Origin of the sequence: Rhizobium sp. Leaf453 (assembly GCF_001425605.1) — a bacterium.
Lineage (GTDB): Bacteria > Pseudomonadota > Alphaproteobacteria > Rhizobiales > Rhizobiaceae > Pararhizobium.
On the sequence record NZ_LMRG01000001.1, the window covers coordinates 831987 to 848433 of the forward strand.

General features: G+C 60.9%; 20 protein-coding genes. 7 read left to right on the top strand and 13 right to left on the bottom strand.

Features of this window, described 5'->3' with window-relative positions; all coding sequences use genetic code 11:
- Nucleotides 1–118 precede the first annotated feature (118 nt).
- The 3 genes from ASG68_RS04015 to ASG68_RS04025 form a co-directional block, all read right to left on the bottom strand.
- Nucleotides 119–676 carry a fasciclin domain-containing protein gene (locus ASG68_RS04015; RefSeq protein ID WP_062582939.1) on the bottom strand — a complete coding sequence of 186 codons (558 nt, stop codon included), beginning with the start codon at nt 674–676 and terminating at the stop codon, nt 119–121.
- A gap of 240 nt (nt 677–916) precedes the next feature.
- Complete coding sequence (locus ASG68_RS04020) at nt 917–1645, bottom strand: anti-sigma factor domain-containing protein (protein WP_062582938.1); 729 nt, start codon at nt 1643–1645, stop codon at nt 917–919.
- Nucleotides 1642–2181: a sigma-70 family RNA polymerase sigma factor gene (locus tag ASG68_RS04025; RefSeq protein ID WP_062582937.1), complete on the bottom strand. Its 540-nt coding sequence runs from the start codon at nt 2179–2181 to the stop codon at nt 1642–1644. The genes ASG68_RS04020 and ASG68_RS04025 overlap by 4 nt, the downstream gene beginning before the upstream one ends.
- 187 nt (nt 2182–2368) lie before the next feature.
- Between ASG68_RS04025 and argB the strand changes: the two genes are divergently transcribed.
- Complete coding sequence (argB, locus tag ASG68_RS04030; protein ID WP_062582936.1) at nt 2369–3256, top strand: acetylglutamate kinase; 888 nt, start codon at nt 2369–2371, stop codon at nt 3254–3256.
- Between the two features lie 214 nt (nt 3257–3470).
- On the opposite strand, the gene ASG68_RS04035 is transcribed toward argB, so the two are convergent.
- Together ASG68_RS04035 and ASG68_RS04040 are read right to left on the bottom strand one after the other, a co-directional pair.
- Nucleotides 3471–4238: an isocitrate lyase/PEP mutase family protein gene (locus tag ASG68_RS04035; protein ID WP_062582933.1), complete on the bottom strand. Its 768-nt coding sequence runs from the start codon at nt 4236–4238 to the stop codon at nt 3471–3473.
- 74 nt (nt 4239–4312) lie between these two features.
- Complete coding sequence (locus ASG68_RS04040; RefSeq protein ID WP_062582931.1) at nt 4313–5218, bottom strand: DMT family transporter; 906 nt, start codon at nt 5216–5218, stop codon at nt 4313–4315.
- 144 nt (nt 5219–5362) lie between these two features.
- Between ASG68_RS04040 and ASG68_RS04045 the strand changes: the two genes are divergently transcribed.
- Both ASG68_RS04045 and ASG68_RS04050 read left to right on the top strand, forming a co-directional pair.
- Nucleotides 5363–6070 (top strand): pyrimidine 5'-nucleotidase, encoded by a 708-nt coding sequence (locus ASG68_RS04045; protein ID WP_082478474.1) that lies wholly within the window; start codon nt 5363–5365, stop codon nt 6068–6070.
- Between the two features lie 138 nt (nt 6071–6208).
- Entirely contained in the window at nt 6209–6730 is a 522-nt protein-coding gene (locus ASG68_RS04050; protein WP_062582929.1) for an EF-hand domain-containing protein, read from the top strand.
- Nucleotides 6731–6792: 62 nt separating this feature from the next.
- Here the strand turns inward: ASG68_RS04050 and ASG68_RS04055 are convergent, their stop codons facing one another.
- Nucleotides 6793–7788: an RtcB family protein gene (locus ASG68_RS04055; protein WP_062582927.1), complete on the bottom strand. Its 996-nt coding sequence runs from the start codon at nt 7786–7788 to the stop codon at nt 6793–6795.
- Nucleotides 7789–7821: 33 nt separating this feature from the next.
- Here ASG68_RS04055 and ASG68_RS32145 point away from each other — a divergent pair, with 33 nt between their 5' ends.
- Both ASG68_RS32145 and ASG68_RS32150 read left to right on the top strand, forming a co-directional pair.
- Nucleotides 7822–7965, top strand: coding sequence for a hypothetical protein (locus tag ASG68_RS32145; protein WP_244484085.1), 144 nt, complete (start codon nt 7822–7824; stop codon nt 7963–7965).
- Nucleotides 7962–8147, top strand: coding sequence for a hypothetical protein (locus ASG68_RS32150; RefSeq protein WP_062582925.1), 186 nt, complete (start codon nt 7962–7964; stop codon nt 8145–8147). Before ASG68_RS32145 ends, ASG68_RS32150 begins: the two co-directional genes overlap by 4 nt.
- 93 nt (nt 8148–8240) lie before the next feature.
- Here the strand turns inward: ASG68_RS32150 and ASG68_RS04065 are convergent, their stop codons facing one another.
- The 4 genes from ASG68_RS04065 to ASG68_RS04080 form a co-directional block, all read right to left on the bottom strand.
- Nucleotides 8241–9629: a PepSY-associated TM helix domain-containing protein gene (locus tag ASG68_RS04065; RefSeq protein WP_062582923.1), complete on the bottom strand. Its 1389-nt coding sequence runs from the start codon at nt 9627–9629 to the stop codon at nt 8241–8243.
- A 53-nt stretch (nt 9630–9682) separates the two neighbouring features.
- Nucleotides 9683–10093, bottom strand: coding sequence for a hypothetical protein (locus tag ASG68_RS04070; RefSeq protein ID WP_210173826.1), 411 nt, complete (start codon nt 10091–10093; stop codon nt 9683–9685).
- 72 nt (nt 10094–10165) lie between these two features.
- The gene (locus ASG68_RS04075; RefSeq protein WP_062582919.1) at nt 10166–10600 is read right to left on the bottom strand and encodes a pyridoxamine 5'-phosphate oxidase family protein; all 435 of its coding nucleotides are present in this window, start codon (nt 10598–10600) and stop codon (nt 10166–10168) included.
- 92 nt (nt 10601–10692) lie between these two features.
- Nucleotides 10693–11592, bottom strand: coding sequence for an LOG family protein (locus ASG68_RS04080; RefSeq protein WP_062582917.1), 900 nt, complete (start codon nt 11590–11592; stop codon nt 10693–10695).
- 207 nt (nt 11593–11799) lie between these two features.
- Between ASG68_RS04080 and dapD the strand changes: the two genes are divergently transcribed.
- Together dapD and ASG68_RS04090 are read left to right on the top strand one after the other, a co-directional pair.
- Complete coding sequence (gene dapD, locus ASG68_RS04085) at nt 11800–12657, top strand: 2,3,4,5-tetrahydropyridine-2,6-dicarboxylate N-succinyltransferase (RefSeq protein WP_062582915.1); 858 nt, start codon at nt 11800–11802, stop codon at nt 12655–12657.
- Nucleotides 12658–12659: 2 nt separating this feature from the next.
- Nucleotides 12660–13025, top strand: coding sequence for a DUF805 domain-containing protein (locus ASG68_RS04090; RefSeq protein WP_062582913.1), 366 nt, complete (start codon nt 12660–12662; stop codon nt 13023–13025).
- 3 nt (nt 13026–13028) lie between these two features.
- On the opposite strand, the gene ASG68_RS04095 is transcribed toward ASG68_RS04090, so the two are convergent.
- The 3 genes from ASG68_RS04095 to ASG68_RS04105 form a co-directional block, all read right to left on the bottom strand.
- Entirely contained in the window at nt 13029–14180 is a 1152-nt protein-coding gene (locus tag ASG68_RS04095) for a GAF domain-containing sensor histidine kinase (RefSeq protein ID WP_062609139.1), read from the bottom strand.
- A 112-nt stretch (nt 14181–14292) separates the two neighbouring features.
- Nucleotides 14293–15339 (bottom strand): aldo/keto reductase, encoded by a 1047-nt coding sequence (locus ASG68_RS04100; RefSeq protein WP_062582909.1) that lies wholly within the window; start codon nt 15337–15339, stop codon nt 14293–14295.
- Between the two features lie 118 nt (nt 15340–15457).
- The gene (locus tag ASG68_RS04105; protein ID WP_062582906.1) at nt 15458–16366 is read right to left on the bottom strand and encodes an AraC family transcriptional regulator; all 909 of its coding nucleotides are present in this window, start codon (nt 16364–16366) and stop codon (nt 15458–15460) included.
- Between the last annotated feature and the right edge of the window lie 81 nt (nt 16367–16447).

Sequence of the window (16447 nt, forward strand, 5' to 3'; positions counted from 1 at the left end):
CAATCACTGAAAAAGGCCACCGGAGAGTAACATCCGGTGGCCTTCAGGCCGGAGACCATCAGTCCCCGGCCCGGAGCCGAAAATGCCAAGTGGCATCCGGCTCCCAAGGGTCAGGCGATCAGGACTTCGGCAGCAGCACCTTGTCGATCACATGGATCACACCGTTCGACTGCTTGACGTCGGCGATCGTGACATTGGCGACTCCGCCGGTTTCGTCGGTCAGCGTGATCTTGCCGCCATCGGCCTTGGCCTTGAGGACGCAACCGCCAACCGTCTTCACATCATGCGTGCCGCCATCGTCGGCGACCATCTTGGAAATGGCGTCGGACATGGCATTGGCCGCAACCACATGGCAGGTCAGCACCTTGGTCAGCATTTCCTTGTTTTCCGGCTTCAGCAACGTATCGACCGTGCCGGCGGGAAGAGCCGCGAAGGCATCGTTGGTCGGCGCGAAGACGGTGAACGGGCCGGCGCCCGACAGCGTTTCGACCAGGCCGGCAGCCTTGACGGCGGCGACCAGCGTCGTGTGATCCTTCGAGTTGACGGCGTTTTCGACGATGGTCTTATTGTCGTACATCGGCGCGCCGCCGACCATCGGATTTTCGGCATGGGCGGCAATCGTGCCGGCAGCCAGAATCGAAGCGACGGTGACCGTGCGCAGCATGGACTTGAACATGTCTATTCCTTCCTGTTGATCTCTTTGTCCCGCGATGCGGGCTCTCCCGTTTTTCTGGAATTCGTGTTCCCTGCGCAGAGGACAGAACAAGGAACGGGAGGCTTTCAAAAAGAGTTTCAGGAAATTTTCGATTTTCCCAAATATCTGAGATTATTTCGATTATCGGCTCACGATGAAAAATGCCGCGCAAAAAGATGCGCAGCATTGAGTAAGTAAATACTTACGAAATGAGCTAAAACCTTATGGCAGACGTGTCTTGCCGACAGCAACTACAGGCCCGGTCGCGCTGCCCGTTGGCGAGCCGCCAAACGGCTCAACGCTGACGGCAAGCGTGACACCCTCGCCGAATTTCGAGCGCAATTCCTGCGGAATCACGATTTCGCCCTCGCCCGTCTGCGGCAGGATGCCGAGTGACTTGGCGGGATTATCGCCTTCGATCAGCCAGAGTTCCAGCGACTTCGCTTCCGCCTGCTTGGCCGCGACCGGCGTTACCTTCAACGCACCGCTGCCGGCATCGTACTGCGCCAGCAGATTGATCGTCGCGCTACCTTCGCCGGCAAGCTCCGCCACCAGCGGCCTCGTCTGGTTTTGCGGCGTGAGCACTCCGGATGAAAAGGTCGCGACCGTGACAAGAGCCGCGACGGACGCGAGCGTCAGCATGCGCCAGACCGCCAGTGAATTCCAGAATCCGGTCGGTGCGGAAACGGCAGCAGCCGTCGATTGTTCGGCGAACAACCGGCGCTCGACAGTCGCCAGAACCTTCGGCGGCGGCACGATCGGCTCGTAGGTATCGTCGAACGAGGTGAGATTGCTCTGCCAGTGATCGACCATGGCGGCGAAGGCACGATCCAGTACCATGCGCGCCTCGACCTTGCGCCGGTCGTCGGCGGAGAGAACGCCCAGCACATATTCGCCCGCGATGACCTGGTCGCGACGGGAATCTCCGCTTTCGGGGTTCTGTGTGGTCATCGCTCCATGCACTCTCTGAGTTTCAAAAGGCTGCGGCGCAGCCATGTCCGCATCGTGTTCAGGGGCGTGCCGAACATTTCGGCAAGCTCCTGGTAGCTCAATCCCTCGACATAGGCCTTGCGCACCGCATCGGCGCGATCAGCTTCGAGTTCGTTCATGCAATTGTCGATCCGGCGGCCTTCCGCCGTGTTGATGGCGGTCCTTTCGGGATCGGGCGCAGAATCCGCCAGATCATAGGCTTCGTCAATCGTGTTTGCCACAGGCTTTCGCGCGCGAAGATGATCGATCGCATGGTTGCGCGCGATCGCCGACAGCCAGGACATCGGATTCGTCTCACCGCTTGCGTACCGATCGGCCCGCTGCCAGATCTTGATGTAGATTTCCTGCAAGGCTTCTTCCGCCTCTGTTCTATCACGCAGGATACGAACGCAGATGGCGAAAAGTTTCGGGCTGGTCAGCCGATACAGTTCCGAGAACGCCGCCCGGTCCTTGAGCGAGACCCGGCCGATCAGCTTTGAGATGTCGTCTGTGGCCATGAATGCTTCCGGTCCTCGTCCGTCGGCGCGACCATAGAGCACAATTCCGGGGATAAAAAGGGTGGCCACCAAGATAAACCCGGCACCACTTCGCACGCTGTCACATCACCTTTATCTTTCGACCGGATCATTCCCTCCGCCGAAAACTTGCGCTAAACAGCAGCCGGCTATTTCAGAGGTATCTTCCATGTCCGCATCCGAAAGCGAAATCCAGGCCAACCTTCTCGCAAAGGCGCTGCCCTACATGCAGCGCTACGAGAACAAGACGATCGTCGTCAAATATGGCGGCCATGCCATGGGCAATCCCGAGCTTGGCAAGGCTTTTGCAGCGGATATCGCCCTCCTCAAGCAGTCCGGCGTCAACCCGATCGTCGTCCATGGCGGCGGCCCGCAGATTGGCGCGATGCTGACCAAGATGGGCATCGAATCGAAATTCGAAGGCGGCCTGCGCGTCACCGACGAAAAGACGGTCGAGATCGTCGAGATGGTTCTGGCCGGCTCGATCAACAAGGAAATCGTCGCCCTGATCAACCAGACCGGCGAATGGGCGATCGGCCTTTGCGGCAAGGACGGTAACATGGTCTTCGCCGAAAAGGCCAAGAAGACCATCAAGGATCCCGACAGCAATATCGAGCGTGTTCTCGATCTCGGTTTCGTCGGCGAGATCGTCGAGGTCGATCGCACGTTGCTCGACCTGCTCGCCCGCTCCGAGATGATCCCCGTCATCGCGCCCGTGGCGCCCGGCCGCGACGGTCATACCTACAACATCAATGCCGACACGTTCGCAGGCGCCATTGCCGGCGCGCTGAACGCCACGCGCCTGCTGTTCCTCACGGACGTTCCGGGCGTCCTCGACAAGAACGGTGAACTGATCAAGGAACTGTCCGTCGCCGAGGCGCATGCCCTGATCAAGGACGGCACGATCTCGGGCGGCATGATCCCCAAGGTCGAGACCTGCATCGAAGCACTCGCCCGTGGCGTCGAAGGTGTCGTCATCCTTAACGGCAAGACTGCCCATTCGGTGCTGCTTGAGATCTTCACCGAGCATGGTGCAGGAACGCTGATCGTTCCTTGATCGGAACACCATTCCAGTCCCATTTACTGAAACCATACGGCGCTGAACGGGATGCAAAAGCTATTCACGGCCCTTTAAATTTCCGTCATGCCTGTGCTCGTCACAGGCATCCAGCCACCGCGCGTCCGCGCGGTGAGAGAGCGGGTGAAGGAGGTTGGGATCGTGCCCGGCCTCACGGCAGAAAGTGGCGATGGCGTGTCACCCTGCGACGCCCTCAGCCGGCCCCGTAAACTGCGCCCGCCTGCCCCTTCAGCCATTCGATCATTGCACGGTACGGTCCCGGTCCATAGCTGATGCGCGCGACACCCAGACCAGCCATCGCTTTTACCTCCATGCCCGGTCGCATCATGACATTGACCGGCAGGGAAACGGCGTCGCAGATCTGACTGATCAAATCCGGATTCGACAGCCAGGGAACGAAGAAACCGTCCGCTCCCGCCTCGGCATAGGCTGCCGCGCGTTCGATCGCCTCGTCCACAAGCTGCGGATGGTCGGCATCGTCCGAAACCTTCAGAAACAGATCGGTGCGGGCATTGATGTAAAAGGGAATACCCTTCTCGTCCGCCATGGCCCTGATGGCCTTGATGCGCGCCGCCTGCGCCTCGATCGAGTACAATCCGCTGGCGCCGACCACCTGGTCCTCAAAATTGATGCCGACTGCACCGATATCGACGATCTGCGCTACGTTCCGCGCCGCTTCATCTGCCTTGTCGGAATAGGCGCCTTCGAAATCGATCGACACCGGCAAATCCGTCGCGACGACGATGGAGCGGGCGACATCGATGAGCAGGCCCATCGGAATTTTCTGCCCGTCGCCGTAACCATTGGCAGCCGCGACCGACCAACTTCCCGTCGCAAGCGCCTTGGCGCCGGATTCCGCGACCACCTTTGCCGTACCGGCATCCCAGATATTGTAGAGCACCACCGGATCGCCCTTGCGATGCAGTGCCTTGAACGCCTTTGCCTTGTCGATCTGGGTCATCACTTTTCCTCCGAAAATGCTGCCCGACGTTCATGCCATGAACGGTATGCCGGACGCCAGACCGGATGGAGGTTCTATTTCCACATCAAGAGCAGCAAAATACCCGCGACAATGAGCAGGCACCCGGCCGTCTCCATGCGGTTGATGCGCTCGCGGAACAGGAAGATCGAGGCCATGAAGGTGAAGACCAGTTCGATCTGGCCAAGCGCGCGCACATAGGCAACCTGCTGCAGCGTCATCGCCGTGAACCAGCAGGCCGATCCGGTGACGCCGGCGAAACCGACCAGCGCCGAGGAGCGCCAGGAGCGTGCCACTCGGCCGATCTCGCTCTTGTCCTTGATGATCATCCAGACCAGCATGAAGACGGTCTGGAACGTCGTGACGCAGGCAAGCGTTACGGCTGCCTGCATCACCGGGTTCGGTCCGTCGAGCGACAGCGAGGCCGAACGGTAAGCGACGGCGGAGATACCGAAGACCGCGCCGGACGCGATGCCGATCATTGCCGTCCTGCCCGTCAGCGCCGCCAAGAGGTTGCGCCAGGAAAGCGGCATGCGCGCCACCGAGATCATCATCACGCCGATCACGCCAACGATGATCGCCGCGACCGCACCCGGCGTCAGCCGTTCGCCGAGCAGGATCAGGCCGAAGATCGCCGCCTGCACCGGCTCGGTCTTGGAATAGGCCGTGCCGACGGCGAAATTGCGCAGTGAAAATAGATAGACCAGCAGGATCGTCGCGAAGATTTGAGCGAGACCACCCAGCACAGCCCAGAAGGCGAAAGTGCCGTTCAACGCCGGAAAGGCATAGTCGGCGATGTAATGCAGGCCGAGCACATAGGCGATGGCCAGCGGAAAGCCGAAGCCGAAGCGCACGAAGCTCGCGCCGGTCGTCCCGAGCGAGCCCTGCAGATGCTTCTGCAAGGCCGAGCGCAGGTTCTGCATGAAGGCGGCGGTGATGGTGATGGCGATCCAGGCTTCCATGCCTTGCCGCTATCATGGCGCCGCGCGCGAATCCATCACGCCGGCGTGACGGTTGGCGCAAATTGTTTGAAGCGTGATGCGGAAATCACTGTCGGTGCCGCATTTCCCTTTTGCGTCGGCCACGGCCCATGGCATAAGGCGGCCATGACAAAGCTCGACCGCCTGCCGACCAAAGCCGATTTCGCTGATATCACCGATTGGGTGTTCGATCTCGACAACACGCTCTATCCGCATCACGTCAATCTGTTCTCGCAGATCGACCGCAACATGACGGCCTTTGTCGCCAACCTGCTGCAGATGGACCCGGTCGATGCCAAGGCGCTGCAGAAGCAGTATTACCGCGATCACGGCACGACGCTGCAGGGCCTGATGATCCATCACGGCATTGACCCCAACGACTTCCTCGAAAAAGCGCATGCGATCGATTACACCGTCGTGCCGGCCAATCCAGCCCTTGGTGAGGTGATCAAGGCCCTGCCCGGCCGCAAGTTCATCTTCACCAATGGCAGCGTCCCGCATGCGGAAATGACTGCCCGGGCGCTCGGCATCCTCGAGCATTTCGACGACATCTTCGACATCGTCGCCGCCGATTACGTGCCCAAGCCCGCCGGCGATACCTATGACAAGTTCATGAGCCTGCACCGCGTCGATACGAAGCGTGCCGCGATGTTCGAGGACCTGCCGCGCAATCTGGTCGTGCCGAAAGCGCTGGGCATGAAGACCGTGCTGCTGGTGCCGCAGAATTTCGAATACGAGTTTGCCGAAGCCTGGGAAAAGACCAGCGACGACAACAACGATGTCGATTTCATCACCGAGGACCTGACAGGTTTCCTGACCCGGCTGATATCCTGACAGCCATCTTCAAACACATTTCGGACACATAAAAATCCCTTTTGTATCAATTGGTTGTATTACAAAAATGTAACTGGCGCGGGGAGCAATCCCGTTTATCCTTTCATTCAGGGACAACGATCACTGAAAGGATCCGACATGCGCAAGAACACTCTCATCCTCGGCGTCGTCGCCACCAGCGTCGCTCTCACCAGCCTCGTCGCCCCCACATTCGCCGCCCGGCAGAAGCCGACGCCGGAACAGCGCGCCGAGTTCATGATCAAGCGCCTCGATACCAACGGCGACAAGAAGATTTCGCTGGAGGAAGCCCAAGCGCGGGCTTCCGACGCATTCAAGGCGTTCGATACCAATGGCGATGGCCAGGTCTCACGCGATGAGATCAAGGCCAAGCGCGAGGCCTTCCGCGAAGCCCGCAAGGAATGGCGCGCCGCAAAGGACAAGACCGGCGATGAAAAGACCGCCGCGATGGAAAAGCTGAAGGACATGCGCCCGGCAATGATGCCCGGAATGCGGCCCAGGATGTTCAAGCATGCCGATACCGACAACAACGGTACGCTGAGCCTCGCCGAGGTGACCGAACAGGCCGGCAAGATGTTCAAGCGCCGCGACACCAACGGCGACGGCTTCATCGACGCATCGGATTTCACCAAGAAGATCTGAGCGTATCTGCCGTCCGTGATGTGACGGTCAGTGAAAGAACGATCCCCCGCGCTGGCAAAGAGTCAGCGGCCAGCGCGGTTCCAGTTCATCTCGCCGGCCATGATCGAGCCGAGCGGCATGATGCGTTCGGTGATATGGGCCAGCTTGTGCTTTTCAATCTGGCTCGCCACCTGCTCGGCATTCTTGTAGGCACTCGGCAATTCCGAGATATCGGGCTTGCCGGTGAAGAACCGGATATCGAGACCCTTTGTCTCCCGGCCGACAATCGCGGCAATGTTATCCGGGCTGAGCCCACTGGCCTCGGCCCGGAATTCTTCCACCAGACGACGCAAGTGCGCGTTACGGGACAAGTTTCGACCGGCGCCATGCGGTGCGAAGCCAAGCGCGTCGGGACGGTCGGCGGCGATCAGAACCGGCTGGGCCATGTTCAGCGGGATCAGGGTGAGGCCGGTGTCATCAGGCGAGAAGCCTTGAAACGACGGGGTCGCGCCCTTGCCGTGATAGAAGAGGCCATCGCGCTGAAACACGAAATTGTGCTCGTTCCAGAATTGGCCGCTGATTGCATTGCCAAGCCGCAGCGCGATCTTGCGGTGGATCGCGAAGTGATTGAGCTTGGTCCATTCGCGGACCAGTTGCAGCGCCTCCCAATACTGCGCACCAATGTCGCTGTTGGCATCGATCCAGGCATTGTGCATCGGCACCTTCGGCGCGTGAATCGCCGTGTGCTTCTGAGCGGCGGCCAGCCCTCTCTTGTAGACCTGGGCGCCAAGACCGCGCGAACCGTGATGGGTAACGAGGGCGCGCCAGTGGTCCGATTCGGTTTCCCCGATATAGAGGAAGTGATTTCCGTCGCCCTGCGTCAGGAAATGTTGCTCGGCGTGCTTTTCCAGCCCCTTCAGGAAATAGTTCCTCGCGAACTTGCCGATCAGTGTCGCAAGCTCCTTGTTCTTCCCGACTTCGCTGGCCGACCGCGTCCCCGGGCCGAAATGCGTCGATGCCATCGCGTCATCAAGCATGTCGGAAACCGGATCGTTGCGCTTGAAGAAGGTGACGGCCATCGAGCAGCAGATGTCGGCCGAATGGAAGCCGGGATGGATGGCGTCCCTGGCGGCGACAACACCGCGACAGGGATCGTACCCGGGGTTGATCCGGAGGGACAGGCATCGGGCATGACCGCAGCCGTGACAATGGTCGGGACGCGCAACAGCACGTCCATATGCTGGATCACCGCATGAACGTTGACGATCTCATCATCGCTTTCCGCCTCGATGAACTGGCCGAACGGCAGTTTATTGGTGCGGAGCGGAGGTTCACTGGCAGCGTGCGGAGCAAGCTGGCTGACGGTCGGGCGGCTCATGTGCGGTTCCAATGCTGGCAAGAAATCCCGATACTGCCATGCCGGCACGGTCGCGGATGATGTCCTCACGGTTGTGAGGCTTGAGCACCGTAGCACAAAAACCAATCAATTTCACCCACCCGAACGCCAGGCGTCGTCAGGCACCGTCTTCCATCACGCACCCGCCGCTGGTGGCGCGAAGCGGATGGCGCGGCGGAACAGCGGATAGAGCCAGTCCAGCGTCAGCATCACGACGAAGGACAGGCCGACGAGCGGAAAGACCACGCCGCCAATGGCCAAGGGCACGATCAGGCCGCGAAACACCCGCCGGTCCGACGGCATGGGCGGCACGCCGAGCGAGTCCTTGGGCCGCCGCTTCCACCACATGATGCCGGCCGAGACCGCGAGCAGGACGATGGCGAGGCAGACCGCCATCAGCACCAGCTGGTTCGCCAGCCCGAATTCCTGACCCATATGCACGCTGATACCCCATTCCAGCGCCTTGCCCATGGGACCGTAATCCGCATAGTGCATGTCGATCAGCGGCTTGCCGGTATACTGGTCGAGATGCACGACCCGCTGCTGCGACACGTCATCGGGATAGACGGAACCAGTATAGACGCCATCCGGCGTCGCGGGGATGTTGACCGCGAAACCGCGCGCCAGGCCCAGCGTTTCCAACGTTGCCACCGCCGCATCGAGGCTCATGGCCTTGCCGTCACCACCTGTCGATGATTGCGGCACCTGCGCCTGCTCGAGCGACCATGACGTCTTGGCGATCGTATCCAGCCGTTGCTGCGACATCGGCACGCCGACATAAACGCCGGCGGGATAACCGAAATTGTTGCCGTTCGCCCACTCATTGACCTTTTCGCCCCAGACGCCCGACCAAGGCATGCCGGTCACGGCGAGGAAAACGATGAAGAAACCAACGAAGATGCCACTGACCGCATGCGTATCGCGCCAGAACACCCGCCGTTTCGGCGTACCGCGAATGCTGATCACGCCGCCGGTCTGGCTGCGTGGCCACCAGAGATAGATGCCGGTGGCGACCAAAAGGATCGACCAGCCGGCGGCGATCTCGATCAATGCGCGGGCGTAGGAGCCGAAATATTTCAGGCTGTGCAGGTAACGAATCGTCCACATGACCGTTCCGCGATCGGGCAGCGCGCCCAGCACCTTGCCGTCGTAGGGGTTCACATAGACGGCGAGCTTGCCGGATGTTTCCGTGCTGACGGTGATCTCGGCCGAACTATCCGCTGTTGCCGCATCGGTATATTTGGCGACGGTGCCGGGATAGGCGGCCAGCGCCGCAGCCACCATCGCCGACGGCGCCACTCTCGCCGCATCGTCGCGGATCTCAACCTGTTTCAGGTAGGAATGGATGATCGCGTCCAGTTCGTCGCGGAAGAGATACAGCGCGCCGGTTACCGCCAGCGAGATAAGGAAGGGCAGGACCAGCAGTCCCGCATAGAAATGCCAGCGCCAGACGGCGCGGTAGAGGTCGATCGAGGAACGCGCCGGTACGGCAGCGTTCGCGCGACCGATCGTGAAATCGGACATGGTTTTCTCCAGATAAGCAAAAGAGGCAGCCGCGACGGATGCGCGACAGGACTTCAAGGTGTCATGCGGAGAAGAATGGGGGGCGCCCGCGCTTCGGCAAAATTGCCACGCGGGACGGCTGCGGGGAGGATCTCTCGGGCCGGTTGCGGCTTGCCCGCCTGCTGGACGGGAGAAAGGATGCCCGCCACATGGCTGGGCAAGACGGGCGTGACGCTCGCCGCGAACTGGCAGAGCGTCGCGCAGAGATCGTGCACGCCGTGAACCGGATCACCGGGACCCTGTTTCTGTGCGGCATCCGTCTCATGCGCGATGCAGAGAATGTTAAACGGATCGACAGCAGCACTCGCCATCGTTCCCTGCGCAAGGCCGCCGAACAGACCCTGCGCCAACAGCAGAAAACCGACCAGCGCCGCAATGGCGCCAGCCGACATTCTATCATTCAGGACAAGCCGCAGGGTTCTCATTCCGGCTCATTGCCACAGACAGGACCGCCTGTCACTGCGACGGATAGCCAATAGACACCTTCGCTGGCGGTGTCAGTGGCGCTTGCCGGACGGCAGCTTGACCTCACCTTCGTCCTCGCCGTCCCAATAATGGGCTCGCACGGCGCTGACCTTGATCATCACCACGCCCTTGGTGTCGATGCCGTCCTTGAACCAGTCGTCGAGATCCGGCGTCCAGTGTTCCTTGAAGGCTTCCTTGTCCTTGATCACGTCAGCTTCGCCTTCGACGGCGACCGAAAAGGCCTTTTTGCCCTGGAAGGACAGGCCCACCTTCGAATTTTTCCTGATGTCATCGACCATGCGCGACTTTTCCCAGGTGAAGTAATAGGAATCGCCGTCATACTCGACGTCGCCATTGTTGCTCATCGGCCGTGCGGCGATGGCGCCACCATCGGTATGGGTTGACAGCATGGCAATATCGATATCGCGCATCTTCTTGGCAACTTCGGAAAGGCTTCTCTGCGACATGATTTTCTCCCGTGTTGGCGAATGAACAGGAGAACGCGCCCGACGCTGTTTGGTTCGGGCGCGGCTTCAGCAATCTTCAGGTAAGCTGTAGCTTACCTTTTTCCAGATGCCATCGGCACCGATGCCGGGTCAACCGTCTCGTAGAATTTCGAGATGATCTCCCAGGCCTCGTCGGCCGTTTCGACGAACTGGATCAGGTCGACATCGTTGGGCGCGATCGTCCCGAACTCAGCGAGTGCATCAAAATTCACAACGGTGCGCCAGAATTTCTCGCCGAACAGAATCAGCGGCACAAGCGCCATGCGGCCGGTCTGCATCAGCGTGATCGTCTCGAACAATTCATCCAGCGTGCCGAACCCGCCCGGGAAAACCGTGACGGCCTTGGCGCGCAGCAGGAAATGCATCTTGCGGATGGCGAAATAGTGGAAGTTGAACGACAGGTCGGGCGTCACGTAACGGTTCGGCGCCTGCTCGTGCGGCAGCACGATATTGAGCCCGATCGACGGCGCCCCGACCTCGTCGGCACCGCGATTGCCGGCTTCCATGACGCCCGGCCCACCGCCGGTGGTAACCACGTATTCCTTGTATCCCGTCTGGGCCGAATGCAGCGAGCAGAGCTTGGCGAATTTCCGCGCCTCCTCGTAATAGATCGAGGCTGCTGTCAGGTTCTTGCGCTGGATGTCGTTCTTCGCCGCCCAGGCGTCCCCGCCCGGCTCGGGGATGCGGGCGCCACCGAACATCACCACCGTCGACTTGATGCCGCGCTCGGCCAGCATCATTTCCGTCTTCAGGAGCTCGAGCTGCAGCCGCACCGGGCGCAGTTCCTCGCGCGCCAGGAAATCGTCATCGGCATAGGCCAGACGGTAAGCGGGAGACATCGATTGCGGCGTTTGCGGTACGCCGGCCGCACGGTGTTTTGCCTGTTCGCTGTCGACCAGCGGGTCCCAGACCCCATCCTTGCGCCGCAGATTGCGTTTCTTCATTCTTGCCATGTCACACTTTCCTGCCGCAAACCGGCAGCAAATCATCGCTGCCGGATGCTCCTTCCGATGCATCGGGCGCTACGGATCAAATCACCCCGCAGCCATTCCGTGCCATACACCTTCATCCGCCGCAGACCGCAACCGAAAACCACTTCAATTTTTCGGGATCATGCACTAGAGCATTTGACGATATCCGCCGAAGTTTAAGGAATTCCGATGACGACCCATGATCTCGCCGCCCTGTCGAAGACCATCGACGCCGCTTTCGACAATCGCGACACCGTGACCCTTTCGACCAAAGGCGAGATCCGCGATGCGGTGGAAGCCGCGCTGAACCTTCTGGATGCCGGCAAGGTGCGCGTCGCCGAGCGTGGCTCCGACGGCAACTGGACGGTCAATCAGTGGCTGAAGAAGGCCGTTCTCCTGTCATTCCGCCTCAACGACATGGAAGTCGTCAAGAACGGTCCCGGCCAGTCGACCTGGTGGGACAAGGTGCCATCGAAGTTCGAAGGCTGGGGTGAAAACCAGTTCCGCGACGCCGGCTTCCGTGCCGTGCCGAACGCCGTCGTTCGTCGCTCCGCCTATATCGCCCCGAATGCCATCCTGATGCCGTCCTTCGTCAATCTCGGCGCCTATGTCGGTGAAGGCACGATGGTCGATACCTGGGCAACCGTCGGTTCCTGCGCCCAGATCGGCAAGCATGTGCACCTCTCCGGCGGCGTCGGCATCGGCGGCGTGCTGGAGCCGATGCAGGCCGGCCCGACGATCATCGAGGACAATTGCTTCATCGGCGCCCGCTCGGAAGTCGTCGAAGGCTGCATCGTGCGCGAAGGCTCGGTGCTCGGCATGGGCGTGTTCATCGGCAAGTCGACCAAGATCGTCGATCGCGCCACCGGCGAAGTGACCTATGGCGAAGTGCCGCCCTATTCCGTCGTCGTTGCCGGCTCGATGGGCTCCGGCGCGATCATGCCGAACGGCATCGTCGCTCCGAACCTATACTGCGCTGTCATCGTCAAGCGCGTCGATGAAAAGACCCGCTCCAAGACCGGCATCAACGAACTGCTGCGAGACTGATCATGGCGACGGAGGGGCAACAGACCATATCCTGGCTGTTCTTCAGCCCCTCCGGCCGCATTGGCCGTCTGCCCTATTTTCTCGGCTGGCTGTTCTGGATCGTCGTCGGCTGTTTCTTCTGCGCCAGGATATTGGCGGTCCAGGACAACGATATCTCGCTGGCGCTCTGGACGCTGGCCCTCGTCGCCGCCGGGCTCGTCTCGACCGTGTCGATCGTCATGCTCACGATCAAGCGGCTGCATGATGTCGGCTATCCCGGCATGTATGCCATCTGCCTGTTCATCCCGGTGCTCAGCTTCGTGATGTTCGTCGTGTTGTGCCTGTGGCCCGGCCTTCCCGATGAGGATGCCCTCGGCCGCAGCCGGTAACCTTCACCGCAGCGGCATAGAAAAGGTGAAGCGCGTTTCCTCTGGCGGCGAGACCACCTGCAGTTTGCCCTTGTGCGCCTTGGCGATTTCAGACGAGATATAGAGCCCGAGACCCAGCCCCTGCGCACTGGACGAATGAGCTGCCCGCACGAATGGCTTGAACATATCCTTGACAACCTGCTCAGGAATGGGCTCGCCGCCATTGGCCACCGACAGTTCGAACCGGTCTTCGACGACCGAAGATACAACCTGAATCGGCCCTTCGGGATCGCCATGCGTGAGCGCATTGGCAAGAAGATTGGAGAGAAGCTGGCCGATCCGGCCCTCGTCGCAGCGCACCACCGTGTCCGTCAGTTCGCTGTCGATCCGCCGCTCCGGATTGGCCATCCGCAATTCGGCGACCACCTGTTCAAGCACCGGCCGCAGCGGCACTTCATCCGCCTGCTCGATCGGTATCCCGCCGCCCAGCCGCCCGCGGGCGAAATCGAGCACGTTGTCGATCAGGCCGGACATACGGGAAATACTTTTCTGCATCAGGCCGATGACAGACTTGCCCTTGTCGTCGGTAACCGTCCGCTGCAGCATCCGTGTTCCCGCATCGATCGACGCCAGAGGATTGCGCAGGTCGTGGCCCAAGACGGCGATGAACTGCTCGCGCAATTCGCTTGCCTGCCGCTCCTGATCGGTCCGATCATGAGCTTCGAGATGAAAGGCAATAAGCTTTGCGAACAGCGTGAACATGCCGGCGATCTCCGGCGTATTCAGCGTGCGCGGCACGGTGTCGATGGCGCAGAGCGTGCCGAAGAAAGAGCCGTCATCCAGCGTGATCGGCACCGAGATATAGCTTTGCAGCCCATAAATCTGCGGCGTATGATGCGTGGCGTAATGCGGATCCTCGGCAACATTGTCGATGATGACTGCCTGCCGGTGATCGCGAATTTCGTTGCAGATCGTCGATTCGATCTTCAACTCGCCGCCGGGCTCCAGCCCGAACGACAGATTGTCCTGCACGCCACAGCAAATCCACCGGTCCTGCGTCACGCGCGCCACGGCCGCAAAGCGCATGCCCGTCGTTTTACAGACAACGTCGAGGATCGTCGGCACGGCGCTGATCTGCGCAATGACATCGACGGCGGCAAGGGGATTGTCGTTCAACGCGTTACTTTCGACTGACGAAGAGGGAGCAGACTATTCCTTGTCTGCGCAATGCGGCAAACATGCAAGCCTGCTCCCCGCAACGATGTCGAAAGACCGCCGATTTACCGTGTTACGCCTTAGGCACGAACGGCTTCGGCCGCCGGGCTGCGCCCTGACGCTCCAGCATCCAGCCGGGATATTCCGCCGGCAGCGCACTGACAGCGTTGAGCTTGTCCAGATCCTCCGCATCCAGCTTCAGATCCACCGCCTTCAGGTTTTCCTCCAACTGCTCAACCCGTTTGGCACCGACGATGACGCTGGTGACGAACGGTTTGGCGAGGATAAAGGCGAGCGCCACCTCGGCAACGCTGGCACCATGCTTGGCGGCAACCTCACGCATGGCGGCAACGCAATCCCAGGCCCGATCGGTATTGACGGGCGGGAAGTCGAAGGCGGCACGGCGGCCCTCGCCATTGCCCGGCGCGCCCGGACCGTACTTGCCCGACAAGAGACCGCCGGCGAGCGGCGACCAGACCATCAGGCCCATCTTCTCCTCGGTCAGCAGCGGCACGATCTCGCGCTCGAGATCACGGCCGGCGATCGAGTAATAGGCCTGCAGGCTGTCGAACTGGGCAAAGCCCTTGCGCTCGGAAATGCCCAGCGCCTTGGCGATGCGCCAGGCCTGCCAGTTGGAGATGCCGATATAACGAACCAGCCCGCCGGTGACGAGATCGTCAAGCGCCCGGAGCGTCTCGTCGATCGGCGTGATTGGGTCGGTCGCGTGGATCTGGTAGAGGTCGATATGATCCATCTGCAGGCGATCGAGGCTCGCCTCGACCGAATCCATGATATGCCCGCGCGAGGCGCCGCGATCGTTCGGCCCGTCGCCCATCTGGCCATAGACCTTGGTGGCAATGACGACATCCTTGCGGTCGACGCCGAGATTGATCAGCGACTGGCCGAGCAGCTCCTCGGAAATGCCGTTGGAATAGACATCGGCCGTGTCGATGAAATTGACGCCAGCATCAAGCGAATGCCGGACGATCCGGTCGGCGGCGTCCTGATCGACGTCGGCGATCGAACCCCACATGCCCTCGCTCGCCGGCCCGAAGGTCATGGTGCCGAGGCAGATTTCCGAAACGAACAGGCCAGTCTTGCCAAGCTGATTGTAACGCATGGTGTGCTCCATTTATCCATAGGTGTGGCGGGAAGCCCGGCAAAGCGGGCTGGGTGGTCGGTGATATGGGGCGCCAGCGCTGTCTCGCCAGCGTCCCCGGGGTAAACTGTGCTGCGCTCTATTCGGCCGCCGCCTGCGTTCTGAGCGCGGCGAGGTCGCGCAACGGAGACAGACCGTAAAGCCGGGTATATTCGAGCCCGAACTGGGAGGGGCTTTGGTAGCCGACCCGATGCCCGGCCGTGCCGACATCGAGATTTTCGACCAGCAACAACCGGCGCGCTTCGTTGAGCCGGAGCTGCTTCTGGTATTGCATCGGCGTCATGGCGGTGACGCCCTTGAAATGATGGTGCAGCGAGGAAACGCTCATGCCGACATGGTCTGCGAGGTCCTCGATCCGCAGTGCTCGGGCATAGTTTTCGCGCAGCCAGGCGATCGCTTTCGCGATGCGGTTACCGGGCGTATCGGCCGTAGCAATCTGGATCAGACGCGGTGCGTGCACGCCGGTCAGCAGACGATAGAGGATTTCCTGCTCGATCAGCGGCGCGACGCCCGGAATGTCGTCTGGAGTATCAAGGAGCTGGATATAGCGCAGCGTCGCATCGACAAGGGACGGCGGCGCCTTGGTGACCGCCAAGCCCCTTGTACCATTGGCTGTTGCCGCCACTGTCGGCACCGCGATCCGCTGCAGCACCTCGCGGACCCTGTCGGGGTCGATCACCATGGCAAGGCCGAGATGCGGCTTGTCGGGGCTCGCGACCACCGTTTTGGAGCTGACAGGCAGGTCGACCGACACGACAAGACAGTCGCCAGCCCCGTAATTGTAGACTTCATGCCCGAGTTTGATACTCTTTTCGCCACCGACGACCAGCGCGAAGACCGGGCGATAGGCCGAATGGGTCATTACTGTCGGCGATGTCTGGCGGCCGATGAACAGGTTGTCGATGATCGTCTGCTGCGATCCTTCGCCCACGACGTGGCGCGAAATGAGATCGGCGATTTTCTCAATATTGCCTGTCTGTGTCTGCATGTTTCTGCCCTGGATCGCTGTGTGTTCCGTTGAAGACAAGCTAGTATCGAAAGCCGCCGGGTGAAATGTCTCCACCCCAAC

Excerpts from the sequence above, each read along its gene's own strand:
- ASG68_RS04015 (WP_062582939.1), bottom strand. The coding sequence starts at position 676 with ATGTTCAAGTCCATGCTGCGCACGGTCACCGTCGCTTCGATTCTGGCT.
- ASG68_RS04020 (WP_062582938.1), bottom strand. The coding sequence starts at position 1,645 with ATGACCACACAGAACCCCGAAAGCGGAGATTCCCGTCGCGACCAGGTC.
- ASG68_RS04025 (WP_062582937.1), bottom strand. The coding sequence starts at position 2,181 with ATGGCCACAGACGACATCTCAAAGCTGATCGGCCGGGTCTCGCTCAAG.
- argB (WP_062582936.1), top strand. The coding sequence starts at position 2,369 with ATGTCCGCATCCGAAAGCGAAATCCAGGCCAACCTTCTCGCAAAGGCG.
- ASG68_RS04035 (WP_062582933.1), bottom strand. The coding sequence starts at position 4,238 with ATGACCCAGATCGACAAGGCAAAGGCGTTCAAGGCACTGCATCGCAAG.
- ASG68_RS04040 (WP_062582931.1), bottom strand. The coding sequence starts at position 5,218 with ATGGAAGCCTGGATCGCCATCACCATCACCGCCGCCTTCATGCAGAAC.
- ASG68_RS04045 (WP_082478474.1), top strand. The coding sequence starts at position 5,363 with ATGACAAAGCTCGACCGCCTGCCGACCAAAGCCGATTTCGCTGATATC.
- ASG68_RS04050 (WP_062582929.1), top strand. The coding sequence starts at position 6,209 with ATGCGCAAGAACACTCTCATCCTCGGCGTCGTCGCCACCAGCGTCGCT.
- ASG68_RS04055 (WP_062582927.1), bottom strand. The coding sequence starts at position 7,788 with ATGGCCGTCACCTTCTTCAAGCGCAACGATCCGGTTTCCGACATGCTT.
- ASG68_RS32145 (WP_244484085.1), top strand. The coding sequence starts at position 7,822 with ATGGATGGCGTCCCTGGCGGCGACAACACCGCGACAGGGATCGTACCC.
- ASG68_RS32150 (WP_062582925.1), top strand. The coding sequence starts at position 7,962 with ATGAACGTTGACGATCTCATCATCGCTTTCCGCCTCGATGAACTGGCC.
- ASG68_RS04065 (WP_062582923.1), bottom strand. The coding sequence starts at position 9,629 with ATGTCCGATTTCACGATCGGTCGCGCGAACGCTGCCGTACCGGCGCGT.
- ASG68_RS04070 (WP_210173826.1), bottom strand. The coding sequence starts at position 10,093 with ATGAGAACCCTGCGGCTTGTCCTGAATGATAGAATGTCGGCTGGCGCC.
- ASG68_RS04075 (WP_062582919.1), bottom strand. The coding sequence starts at position 10,600 with ATGTCGCAGAGAAGCCTTTCCGAAGTTGCCAAGAAGATGCGCGATATC.
- ASG68_RS04080 (WP_062582917.1), bottom strand. The coding sequence starts at position 11,592 with ATGGCAAGAATGAAGAAACGCAATCTGCGGCGCAAGGATGGGGTCTGG.
- dapD (WP_062582915.1), top strand. The coding sequence starts at position 11,800 with ATGACGACCCATGATCTCGCCGCCCTGTCGAAGACCATCGACGCCGCT.
- ASG68_RS04090 (WP_062582913.1), top strand. The coding sequence starts at position 12,660 with ATGGCGACGGAGGGGCAACAGACCATATCCTGGCTGTTCTTCAGCCCC.
- ASG68_RS04100 (WP_062582909.1), bottom strand. The coding sequence starts at position 15,339 with ATGCGTTACAATCAGCTTGGCAAGACTGGCCTGTTCGTTTCGGAAATC.
- ASG68_RS04105 (WP_062582906.1), bottom strand. The coding sequence starts at position 16,366 with ATGCAGACACAGACAGGCAATATTGAGAAAATCGCCGATCTCATTTCG.